At 70.2% G+C, this 10,994-nt stretch carries 10 protein-coding genes; 4 read left to right on the top strand and 6 right to left on the bottom strand.

The genetic code is table 11. The features are described 5' to 3' along the window. Positions 1-140, bottom strand: a 140-nt coding sequence (locus Q7W29_11805; GenBank protein ID MDO9172504.1) for a superoxide dismutase [Fe], incomplete at its 3' end; no start/stop codon positions are given. A gap of 178 nt (positions 141-318) precedes the next feature. On the opposite strand from Q7W29_11805, the gene Q7W29_11800 reads away from it, so the two are divergent. Beyond that, on the top strand, positions 319-789 hold the full coding sequence (locus Q7W29_11800) for a nuclear transport factor 2 family protein (protein MDO9172503.1): 471 nt from the start codon (positions 319-321) through the stop codon (positions 787-789). 15 nt (positions 790-804) lie between these two features. Here the strand turns inward: Q7W29_11800 and Q7W29_11795 are convergent, their stop codons facing one another. The 3 genes from Q7W29_11795 to Q7W29_11785 all read right to left on the bottom strand — a co-directional run bounded on the left by Q7W29_11795 (position 805) and on the right by Q7W29_11785 (position 4,279). Then, the gene (locus tag Q7W29_11795; GenBank protein MDO9172502.1) at positions 805-1,455 is read right to left on the bottom strand and encodes an NYN domain-containing protein; all 651 of its coding nucleotides are present in this window, start codon (positions 1,453-1,455) and stop codon (positions 805-807) included. Positions 1,456-1,652: 197 nt separating this feature from the next. Next, positions 1,653-2,891 (bottom strand): sulfate adenylyltransferase, encoded by a 1,239-nt coding sequence (gene sat, locus Q7W29_11790; protein ID MDO9172501.1) that lies wholly within the window; start codon positions 2,889-2,891, stop codon positions 1,653-1,655. Between the two features lie 95 nt (positions 2,892-2,986). After that, on the bottom strand, positions 2,987-4,279 hold the full coding sequence (locus Q7W29_11785; protein ID MDO9172500.1) for a glucose-6-phosphate isomerase: 1,293 nt from the start codon (positions 4,277-4,279) through the stop codon (positions 2,987-2,989). Positions 4,280-4,414: 135 nt separating this feature from the next. On the opposite strand from Q7W29_11785, the gene Q7W29_11780 reads away from it, so the two are divergent. Beyond that, positions 4,415-6,604 carry a M1 family aminopeptidase gene (locus Q7W29_11780; GenBank protein ID MDO9172499.1) on the top strand — a complete coding sequence of 730 codons (2,190 nt, stop codon included), beginning with the start codon at positions 4,415-4,417 and terminating at the stop codon, positions 6,602-6,604. A gap of 82 nt (positions 6,605-6,686) precedes the next feature. After that, positions 6,687-7,928, top strand: coding sequence for a tRNA uracil 4-sulfurtransferase ThiI (gene thiI / locus Q7W29_11775; protein ID MDO9172498.1), 1,242 nt, complete (start codon positions 6,687-6,689; stop codon positions 7,926-7,928). A 23-nt stretch (positions 7,929-7,951) separates the two neighbouring features. Here thiI and Q7W29_11770 read toward each other — a convergent pair whose 3' ends face one another. Then, positions 7,952-8,395: a C40 family peptidase gene (locus tag Q7W29_11770; GenBank protein ID MDO9172497.1), complete on the bottom strand. Its 444-nt coding sequence runs from the start codon at positions 8,393-8,395 to the stop codon at positions 7,952-7,954. A 449-nt stretch (positions 8,396-8,844) separates the two neighbouring features. Here Q7W29_11770 and Q7W29_11765 point away from each other — a divergent pair, with 449 nt between their 5' ends. Continuing rightward, on the top strand, positions 8,845-10,218 hold the full coding sequence (locus Q7W29_11765; GenBank protein ID MDO9172496.1) for a class I SAM-dependent RNA methyltransferase: 1,374 nt from the start codon (positions 8,845-8,847) through the stop codon (positions 10,216-10,218). A gap of 39 nt (positions 10,219-10,257) precedes the next feature. Here Q7W29_11765 and Q7W29_11760 read toward each other — a convergent pair. Beyond that, positions 10,258-10,994 (bottom strand): hypothetical protein (locus Q7W29_11760; protein MDO9172495.1); only part of this gene is annotated, 737 nt, incomplete at its 5' end.

Genomic DNA, 10,994 nt, shown 5'->3' with positions numbered 1-10,994 from the left:
TCCGTGCCCGGGATCAGGTTGTTCAGGTTGGCGACGTAGGCCGCGTGGTGCTTGTCGTGGTGGAATTCGAGCGTCTCGGCCGAGATGTGCGGGGCGAGCGCGTTCTTCGCGTACTTCAGGTCGGGCAGGACGTGGACCATGACGGTGTCTCCTCGTTTGAGGTGGTCATCCGGGATTGCGGCATCGTTGCGCGTTCCAGGATAACGCCGCGCCGCCCCCCCGGCAACGGTCCCGGACGGGGACAATCCCCGCTCCGGGGCCTATATTGACCTCGTTCTCCGTGCAAAGCTCGGTTCCCGCAGACCCGGATGGTGACCCATGATGACGATCCGCCACCTGCTCGTCGCGGCGGCGATCCCGCTGCTGCTCGCCCCCGCCTTCGCCGCGTCTGCGGCCGCGGCCGCGGACGCCGCGCCCGATCTCACCACCCTCGAGGCCGAACTGCGCGCCGCCGAGACGGCCTTCGCCGCGACGATGGCCGACCGCGACCTCGCGGCCTTCACGTCGTTCCTGGCTGAGGACGCGGTGTTCTTCGGAGGCAAGGGGATCCTGCGGGGGCGCACGGCGGTGGCCGCCGGCTGGGCGCGCTTCTTCGAGGGGGACGAGGCGCCCTTCGCCTGGGCGCCCCTGGACGTGGCGGTGCTCGCTTCGGGGGATCTGGGCCTGTCGAGCGGACCGGTCACCGCGCCCGACGGCTCGCCGGCCGGCTTCTTCACCTCGACCTGGCGGCGCACGGCCGCCGGCCGCTGGGAGATCGTGCTGGACCGCGGGTGCCCGCCCTGCGACTAGGCCCCGTCCACCAGCCTACCATGTCGTGGGCTTGGCTCTGGTTCGGCCGGTGGCCAGGGTTACAGCCGCAGGGAATTGATGTTGCGCGTAGCGCTCTTTGCGGATGTAGCAGTAACCGTCGGCGATTTGTGCAAGTTCGTTGTTCTTCCGCTTGTACGGGAAAACGAACCAGATGCGCTTGGCCGGAAACAGCGACCGCGCGGTACGGACGGCCGGCGCCAGATCCGTGTCTCCGGTAACGAGCACCACCGTGTCTGCTGCGTCCAGATGGAGCACCTCGAGTAATTTCGTGGATATCGCGACATCCGTTTCCTTCTCCTCGAAGTGCTCGCTTTGGCGATGACAGTTTCTGCAATGGACTTGCTTCGACTTGAAGCGCCCCAGAACCGGCATGATGCCTGTCGACTGTAAGCATTCGATGTAGGAGCGATGGCGAACTGTCACGCCCGGTTGTCGCGGCTCCAGGTGCGTGGCAAGCGCGGAGAAATAGTAAATGCGCTCGACCTGCGCACCGCCGCCGATGTTCGGCAGATAGGATCGCAGGAGGCTGGACAGGTCCAACCACTTCGTCGAGGCGCCGCCCATTTCCTCCGACGCCGTGCGCAACGAATGATAGAGGTTGAAGCCGTCAACCAGGAAAGTCGTTCTGTACAATGTGGTTATCAAAAAGAAACCCTCCGGGTCGCAACCCGGAGGGGGCCAGTCGGCTCAGCGAGCCGAACTGGGGTTGACTGCTCCCTGATTGTCGGCAAGAACGGACCGCGGGTCAAGCCCGATTCACCGAATCGCGCTCGCTGGCCGGTCCTTCACGCCGACTCCCTCTCTCCTGGCGAGGGCAACTTCCGCACCGCAGTCGGGACGCGTCAGGATTTCTTCTCGGTCCCTTTGCCTGTCGCCGCGTCATGCAGCTTCACTTCCACGCGGTTCGCGGCGTCGATCCCGGCGTAGTACTCCTTCAGGATCGCCAGCACCTCGGGCCGCGAGAACTCGGCCGGGATCTCGCCGCCCTCGCTGAGGCCCTTGCGCAGGGCGGTGCCCGAGAGGAACAGGCGGTCTTCCTTGCCGTGGGGGCAGGTGCGCATGGAGATCATGCCGCCGCACTTGTAGCACCAAAAGGTCCAGTCGATGGGCAGCATCTCGATCTCGAGCGAGCCCGCGGGGATCTCCGACCAGATGTTCTGGGCGTCGAAGGGGCCGTAGTAGTTGCCGACGCCGGCGTGGTCGCGGCCGATGATCATGTGGGTGCAGCCGAAGTTCTGGCGGAACAGGCCGTGCAGCAGGCCCTCGCGCGGCCCGGCGTAGCGCATGTCCAGCGGGTAGCCGCCCTGCAGGACGCTCTCCTTCAGGAAGTAGCCCTCGACCAGCGCGTCGATGCACTTCGCGCGCACGTCGGCGGGGATGTCGCCCGGCTTCAGGTTGCCCACCAGCTGGTGGATGAACACGCCGTCGTTGATCTCCAGCGCGATCTTGGCCAGGTACTCGTGGCTGCGGTGCATGGGGTTGCGCAGCTGCAGCGCGGCGATCGTCTTCCAGCCGCGCTCGGCGAAGATGCGGCGGCTCTCCGCGGGGCGCATGTAGAGGCCGGGGAACTCGGCCGGGAACGTGCTCTCGCTCAGCACCTTCACCGGGCCGCCGAGGTTCACGTCCTTCTGCTCCATGACCATCTTGACGCCCGGGTGCTCGGGATCGACGGTGCGGAAGACGCGCTCGCACTCGAAGGCGCGGTCGATCTCGTACTGCTCCCGCACCTCCATGGTGGCGAGGATCTCGCCCGTCTCCGGCTCGACCAGCGCGATGCCGTCGCCCGTCTTCAGGGCGCCGGCCGTGGCGCGGTCCACGCTCAGGGTGATGGGGATCGGCCAGAAGACGCCGCTCTGCAGCTTCATGTCGCGGCAGACGCCCTCCCAGTCGGCCTTACCCATGAACCCGGTCAGCGGCGTGAAGCCGCCGATGCCCAGCATGATCAGGTCGCCGGCCTCGCGGCTGCTGATGACGACCTGGGGCAGGCTCGCGGCCCGCTTCAGCTCGGCGTCGCGGGCGGCGCCTTCCAGGAGCAGGGGCATCAGGTGGTCGCTGCCGTGCGGGCGGATCTGGCTGGACATGGTCGGTCATCCTTCGCGTTGGTGTGCCGGTTGCCGGCGAAATGTAGCGTCCGGCGGCCGGTTTGTCAGGTCGGGGCCGGGTTTTCGCGCCCTTTTCACGCCGGCTTGCCCAGCAGCCGGAACATCTCGCGCTTGTAGGCCTCGACACCGGGCTGGTCGAAGGGGTTCACCCCCAGCAGGCGCCCGCTGACCGCGACGGCCTTCTCGAAGAAGAAGAGCAGCCCGCCGACGCTCCGCTCGTCCAGCCGCGCCAGCTCCAGGCTCAACGTCGGCAGCCCCCCCTCGCGGTGGGCGGCGCGGGTGCCGGCGTAGGCCTGGGCGTTGATGTCGTCCAGGGAGCGGCCCTCGAGGTAGCCGAGCCCGTCGCCGCGGTCCGCCGAGGCCGGCACCACCAGCGCGGGGTCGGTCTCGCGGACGGTGAGGAAGGTCTCGAACAGCTCGCGGCGGCCGTCCTGCAGGTACTGGCCGAGGCTGTGCAGGTCGGTCGTGAAGCGGCACGACGCCGGGAAGATGCCGCGGCCGTGCTTGCCCTCGCTCTCGCCGAAGAGCTGCTTCCACCACTCCTGCAGGGGCCCGAGGTCGCTGTGGAAGGTGCTGAGCACCTCGGTCGTGTAGCCGGCGCTGTAGAGCTGGTGCCGCGCCACGGCGTAGAGGTGCGCGGGGTTGGCGGAGAGCACGGGGTTCTCGCAGGTCGCCGCCATGTCGGCCGCCCCCTCGAGCAGGCGGCGCACGTCCAGCCCGGCGACGGCCAGCGGCCACAGCCCCACCGGCGTCAGCACCGAGAAGCGGCCGCCCACGTCGTCGGGGATGACGTAGGTGTCCCAGCCCTCGGCGTCGGCCAGCGCGCGCAGGGCGCCGCGCGAGGCGTCGGTGATCGCGGTGATGCGGCGCCGCTCGCCGTCGCGGCCGTAGCGCTCCCGCAGGGCGGCGCGGAACAGGCGGAAGGAGACGGCGGGCTCCAACGTCGTGCCGGACTTGGAGATCACGCACAGCCGCACGTCGCGCCCCTCGATGCGCCGCAGCAGGCGGCGCAGCCCCGTGGCGCACAGGTGCGTGCCGGCGAACAGGATCTCGGGACCGGACGCGCGGTCGGCCAGGGCGCTCAGGACGGCCTCGGCGCCCAGGTAGGAGCCACCGATCCCGATCACCACCACGACGTCGCTGTCGCTGCGGGCCGTCTCGGCGGCGTCCAGCAGGCGGACCAGATCGGGCCCGAACCCGGTGCGCGGCAGGTCGAGCCAGCCCAGGAAATCGGCGCCGGGACCCTCGCGGCGGGCCAATTCGGCCCCGATCGCGCGCGCCAGGTCGGCGCGGGCGTCGATCTCGCCGGGGTCGAGGAAGGGCTCCAGCCCCGTCAGATCGAGCGAGAAAGCGCGGGCGTCCAACATCGGTCCCTCCAGGCGGGTGCGGAAACTGCTCGGATGTGCTAGCATGGCCCGCTCGATCGCAAGTTGCGGCCTTCCGCATTGTGGGCCAGGCACCACGAGGAGACAACTGGGTTCTTTGCGACCGTAAACCCCGTCATGCACACATCGCCCAAGACATCAGCCGGCCTGGTCGCCGCCCTGCTCTGCGTCGTGCTCCTGGCACCCGTCGCGATCCTCGCTGCGCCCACCGACGGCCACGCCGTCCCCGTCGCTCCCTCCGCAACCGACCACGTCCTGGACGACCTGACCCCGGACTCCTGGGCCTACGAGGGCAAGGGCCGGATCCTGGCCGCCGCGGCCGCCCTCGCCGACGACCGCATGCCCGCGATGACCCCCGAGCAGGCCGCGATCGACGTCGTGCACTACGCCCTGTACCTCGACGTGGACATCGAACAGTCGGCGATCAAGGGCGCGTGCTTCGTCACCTTCACGCCGGTCCAGACCGGGATCAGGGACCTGGTCCTGGACTTTGCCGCCGGCATGAACGTCGAAGACGTCGGCCAGGTCTCGGCGGCGTTCTCTCCCCTGCGCTGGACGCGCGAGGGCGACCTGCTGCGCGTGCGGCTGGCGACCGCCGTCTCCCCCGGCGACACGCTGACCGTCGCGGTGGTCTACGACGGCGTGCCGCAGTTCGACGGGTTCATGGGCTTCCAGTTCCTGCGGCGCCCGGACGGCGGGCCGATCGCCGCCAGCCTCAGCGAACCCTGGAGCGCCCGCTCCTGGTGGCCGTGCAAGGACTACCCCGCCGACAAGGCCACCTGCGACGTCGTGCTGGCGGTGCCGGCGGGCCTGACCGGCGTCTCCAACGGCGCGCAGCTGCCCTCGCCGCCGCCGCACCCCTACCTGCCCGGCGCCGCCGCGCTCGCCCCGCCCGGCTCGCCGCTCGCCGCGCGCAACAAGGCGCTGACCGACCTGTTCTGCTGGCGCGAGTCGCAGCCCCTGAGCACCTACCACCTGTCGATCGCGGTCAGCGAGTACGCCGTGCTCCAGGAGACCTACCACGGCCTGGCCGGCGACCTGCCGCTGGTCCACTTCGTGTACCCCGACCTCGCGGACGAGGCCGCCGTCGACTTCGACCGCCTGGACGACATGATGGCCTTCTGCGAGGAGAAGTTCGGGGCCTACCCCTTCCCGGGCGAGAAGTACGGCATGGCCCTGTTCGAGTGGGACGGCGCCATGGAACACCCCACGGCCACGTCGTACGGCTCGCACTTCGTGCGCGGCGACCACTTCTTCGACACGATCATCATGCACGAGCTGTCCCACCAGTGGTTCGGCAACAAGGTCACCTGCGCCGACTGGACCCACATCTGGCTGCAGGAGGGGTTCGCGACCTACGTCGAGGCGCTGTGGCGCGAACACAATTCCGGACCCTACGCCCTGAAGTGGTTCATGAAGGCGCGCAGCTACTTCTCGATCTGGGACACGCCCCTGCTGCGCGACCCGGGCGTCGCGGACCCCTGGTACTACTTCGACAACCTGGTCTACCACAAGGGCGCCTGGGTCCTGCACATGCTGCGGCGGGTGCTCGGCGACGCGACGTTCTTCGCGGCCATGCACGACTACATCGCCGACCGCGACCTCGCCACCGCGACGGTGACCACCGCCGACTTCGTCACGGCGTGCGAGAACACCAGCCGCCTGGAACTCGACTGGTTCTTCGACCAGTGGCTCCTGCGCACCACGCACCCCGAGCTGTCGATCTCCTGGCGCAACGAGACGCTGGACGGCCAGGCCGTGCTGCGCCTCGACCTGCGCCAGGTCCAGTTGCCCGACCCCCTGACCGGCGACGATCCCTTCGTCTTCCCCCTGGACCTGACCCTCGCCACGGCCGCCGGCGACACCATGGTGGCCGTGTGGGTGGACCAGCGGGTCATGGACTTCCACCTGCCCGTCCCCGCCGCGGTGACGGCGGTGACGGTCGACCCCATGGGCTGGCTGCTGCACTCCGCCGACGTCGTCGTCGCGGTGGGCGACGGCATGGACGTCTTCGGCCTGAGCCCGCTGCCCCCCCAGCCCAACCCCTTCCACGGCCGCGGCATCCTGCGCTGGCGGACCACCGCCCCGAGCAGCGACCGCCTGGAGATCCACGACGTCCGCGGCCGCCTCGTCCACGAGCACGCCCTGCCCGAGTCCCCAGCCGGCGAGCGCGTCGCGACCTGGGACGGCCGCGACCGGGACGGCCGCCCCTGCCCGTCCGGCATCTACGTCGCCACCTACATCAGCCGCCCCCGGGACGGCTCCGCCGCGATCCGCCGCACCGCCAAGATCACGCTGGCCCGTTGACATCCCCGGCCCGGGGCGCATCCTTGGGATGTCCCCGTGCCGTACCGCGACCTCGGCCCGCTCCCCCGACGACGGAGATCCCGTGCACGACCACCTGCCGACCGACGCCGACCGCACGGTGATCAGCGCCCACTACGCGGAGATCGCCCTGAAGGGCAAGAACCGCCACGTGTTCCTGCTGCGCCTGCGCAACAACATGGCGTCCCAGTTGCGCGGCGAGCCGGTGGTCGCCCTCAACCACATCGAGAGCCGCCTGCTGCTGCGCCTCGGCGACCCGGCGGCCGCCCTGCGCGCCGCCGCGAAGCTGCAGCGGGTGCCCGGCATCCAGAACCTGTCGCTGGCCGCTTCGGTGCCGCGCACCGGCGACGACGCTGCCGACCTGGCCCGCGCCGGCGAGATCGCCGCCGCCACGACCCGGCGCGAGTCCGGCGACGCCCGCACCTTCAAGGTGGACACGCGCCGCTCCGACCGGACGTTCCCGGTGCCCTCGCCCCAGATCAGCGCGCAGCTCGGCGCCGCGATCGTCGCGGCGACCGCCCTGCCGGTGGACCTGCACGCCCCCGAATTCACGGTGCACGTGCTGGTGATGAAGCGGGAGATCCTGATCTTCGCGCAGAAGCTGCCCGGCTGCGGCGGCCTGCCCGTCGGCTCCAGCGGCCGCGTCACGGTCCTCTTGTCGGGCGGGATCGACTCGCCGGTGGCGGCCTGGATGATGATGCGGCGGGGCTGCCGCCCCGAGTTCGTCCACTTCTACCCGGGCCGCGGCGTCGCCGAGGCCGACTCCGCCAAGATCGAGCGCCTGGTCGCCGTCCTGGCCGGCTACGCCCCCCAGCCGCTGGTGCTGCACCTGGTGCCGTCCTACCCGTACGAGACGCGCGCGGTGGGGACGGTCGAGGACGCCTACGACATGGTGCTGTTCCGGCGCTACATGTTCAAGACGGCGGTGCGCTTCGCGCGGCGCGAGAACTGCCAGGCGGTGATCGCCGGCGACAGCGTCGGCCAGGTCGCCAGCCAGACCCTGCCCAACCTCGCGGCCATCACCCCGGACATCCGCCTGCCGATCCTGCGCCCGCTGATCGGCATGGACAAGCTCGAGATCACCGCGCTGAGCCGCCGCATCGGCGCCTACAACATCTCCATCGAGCCGCACCGCGACTGCTGCTCGATCCGCTCGCCCCGGCCGGTGCTGAACGCCCGCGCCGTCAAGCTGCTGGAGCTGTCGGAGGAGATCGGCATGGAGGACGCCGTGAACGAGGCGGTGCAGACCTCGACCAAGCTGCGGATCGGCCCCGCCGGCCGCGTCGACCCGGGCCCGGAAGCCTGACCCCGGCCCGCGCGCTCAGCCGCTCATTCGGGCAGCACGCGCCGGATCGTCTCGAGGCTCTTCGTCCACCAGGGTTCGCCCAGGCTGTCGATCTGCACGCGCCCCCCCGTGGACGTCGAGTGGATGAAGTCCCCGTGCCCGATGTAGATCCCCACGTGCGAGAAGCGCCCGCGCCCGTTGTTAAAGCAGAGCAGGTCGCCCACCCGCAGCTCGCCCTTCGGCACGTGGTGCCCATACCGGGACTGCTCCACCGACGACCGCGGCAGTTCGATCCCCACCTTCTTGAAGATGAACCGCGCGAACCCGCTGCAGTCGAACCCCTTGGCCGTCGAGCCGCCGAACCGGTACGGCGTCCCGAGGTGCTCCATCGCCAGCCGGCAGACCTCCTGCCCCGTCACCGAGGCCGTCTCGTCCGCCGGCGCCGCGACCTCCCCGGCGACGCTGTCCTGCGGGCTCCCCTCCGGCATCCCGACGGGCGGCCGCTCCGCCCCCGGCTTCAACGGCACGCGACCGGGACGTGAACGGTCCGGCCGGTCGCTGTCGGGTCGCGACGGCGCGGGCTGGTCGCTCAACGGCGGCAACTTGCCCCGGCGGTGGGGGGCGCAGCCGGGGAGCAGGCAGAGGAGGCAGGATAGGAGGCAGGACAGGAGTAGGATGATGGGGGGGATGGGGTTGGGGTTGCGCAGCATTCTCAACATCCCGGCAGTCTACCCCATCCTGAGGTTTGTGCCGCTGATAATGTGTCTCGCGCAGTTTTGGGGTTAAATATCTATAATATTATCCACAATATTCCATATAAGTCATGCGGATCCGGCATGGAAGCCCCAGACACAATCTCGACGGCACAACCGGTGGTTTGCAGAGGGGGGGTGGGGTGTTAGCTTGGGGGGTCTTTCAACACCAGCAAGGAACCCGAATGAACGACCAGACCCCCCCCTCCCCGAACGTGGGCGACACGTTCGAAACCCCCATCACCAAGCTGGTCACCGGCGGCGCCGGGTTGGGGCGCAGTCCCGACGGCTTGACCACGTTCGTGCCCGGCACCGCGGCGGGCGACGTGGTCCGCGTGCGGGTGAAGCGTCGGCGCAAGGGGTTCCTCGAGGCCGAACTGGTCGAGGTGCTGACGGCGTCGCCCGATCGCGTCGAGCCGCCGCTGGGCGAGCTGGGGTCGCTCTCGGGTTGCGACCTGCAGCACCTGTCGGTGGCGGCGCAGTTGCGGGCCAAGACGGAGATCGTGAGGGACTGCCTCACGCGGATCGCCGGCCTCGATCCCGGCGACCTTCTCGAGGGTCCCGTGCCCGCCGGTCCGCCGCTGGGGTACCGCAACAAGGTCCGCCTGTGGCGCACGCCGGCCGGACCGTACGGCATGCTGCGCCACGACAGCCACGAGGTCCTGCCGATCGAGCGGCACGGCCTGATGTCCGACGCGTTCAACGACGACATCCTGCCCTTCGTCGTCACGCTGCCGCCCGCGGACCAGGTCGTGGTGCGGCTGGACCACCAGGACCGCTTCCTGGTGTCGCTGTTCGGCGAGCCCGACCGCGCGCGGATGCTCAAGGCGGTGCTCAAGAAGCTGCCCGAAGGCGCGGCGCCGCACCCGCGGTGCCTGGGCATCCTGTACAACAACCGGCCCCTGTGGGGCCGCGACCACCTCGTGATCCAGCTCGCCGGCCACAACTACCGCGTCCACGCCACGAGCTTCTTCCAGACGAACTACCGGGAGACCGAGGCCGCCGTCGCGCTCGTCCGCGGCTGGCTGGACGAGGCCGGCGTCACCGCGGCGGCGCCGGGGGGCGCGCTGCTGGACCTCTACGCCGGCGTCGGGCTGTTCAGCCTGGCGCTGGACGACCGTTTCGCGCGCATCGTGGCCGTCGAGAGCGACGCGGGCGCGGTCCGTGACGCCCGCAACAACGTCATGCGCGAGCGCGCCGCCGCCACCCGCACCGCGGTGATCGACACCCCGGTCGAGCGGGCCGTCCTGTCCTGGAAGACCGGCGACCCCGCCGACCAGCCCGGCAACCCGGGCGATCCGGCCGGGGCGCTGGACTGGGCCGCCACGACGGTCGTCGTCGACCCGCCGCGCGCCGGTCTGGGCGAGCAGGTGGCCAAGGATCTCGCCGCCCTCGGGCCCGCGCGCGTGATCTACATGAGCTGCGACCCGGCGACCTTCGCCCGCGACGTCAAGACGCTGGGCGAGGGGGGCTACCGGCTGAAGCGGGCGCGGGTGATCGACATGTTCCCGATGACGGGGCACGTGGAAGTGCTGGGTGAACTGACGAAGCAGGAGTAGCCGCCCCGCCCCCGAGGGGACGGGGCGGCCGTTTGAGGGTCAGTCGACCTGGTATGGGTTGATCCGATCATCGATGAGCAGCCCGTTCCACGGTTCCGGCCGCTTCGGCTCTCCGCGCGAAGGACTCCGAGGGAACAGCGCCAGGTGCACCGCCGCCTCGTCGACGACCAGGGCCGAACCGGCCGTGTCGACGCCCCTCAAGCGATGATCCTGGCCGGCGCCGCGGGACGGGAAGACCTCTTCCTTGCCGTGACGGGCATCGTCCAGGAACGCGGACACCAGCGTCGCCGGATCGGTCTTGTCGTCGAGCACCGACATCGCGCGCCCCCAGCCGGACAGCGCCTCGATGGAGTGGCTGCGGACGAGCTTGCCATGCAGGTCGGCGTAGACCTCCGGTCGCGACAGCACGTCGAGGCTCGCCACGCGTCCGTTCGACACCACGATCAGGCCGGCCTGCCCTTCCAGGAGCGGGAACGCCTTGAGGTAGGTGTCGAGGTGCTCGCTCCGCTGCAGGAAGGCGTCGGACATGGCGGACGTCGGCGAATCCACGCCGGCGTCCTCCAGCAGGACGCCGACGTCGCGCCACACGGCATCCTGGTCCCCGTCGTACCGGCCGTAGTGGCGGAGGTTTTCGGTGACCCGTTCGCACTTGCCGGTGCGGGCGCTCGCCGACAGGATCTGGTCGGAATCCTCGAAGCAGCCCGACACCGAACGCCAGCGCCCGGCCTCGACGCAGCTGACCGGCACGAGGATCGACTCCCCGGGCTTCACCATGA

It is taken from the genome of bacterium, from assembly GCA_030654305.1.
GTDB lineage: Bacteria > Krumholzibacteriota > Krumholzibacteriia > LZORAL124-64-63 > LZORAL124-64-63 > PNOJ01.
Note: the sequence above shows the minus strand (reverse complement) of the source record. Positions and strands in the feature narration are given on the sequence as shown.

Bases quoted from the DNA above. Each gene is read 5' to 3' on its own strand.
- Q7W29_11800 (MDO9172503.1), top strand. From the start codon at position 319: ATGATGACGATCCGCCACCTGCTCGTCGCGGCGGCGATCCCGCTGCTG.
- sat (MDO9172501.1), bottom strand. From the start codon at position 2,891: ATGTCCAGCCAGATCCGCCCGCACGGCAGCGACCACCTGATGCCCCTG.
- Q7W29_11785 (MDO9172500.1), bottom strand. From the start codon at position 4,279: ATGTTGGACGCCCGCGCTTTCTCGCTCGATCTGACGGGGCTGGAGCCC.
- Q7W29_11780 (MDO9172499.1), top strand. From the start codon at position 4,415: ATGCACACATCGCCCAAGACATCAGCCGGCCTGGTCGCCGCCCTGCTC.
- Q7W29_11770 (MDO9172497.1), bottom strand. From the start codon at position 8,395: ATGCCGGAGGGGAGCCCGCAGGACAGCGTCGCCGGGGAGGTCGCGGCG.
- Q7W29_11765 (MDO9172496.1), top strand. From the start codon at position 8,845: ATGAACGACCAGACCCCCCCCTCCCCGAACGTGGGCGACACGTTCGAA.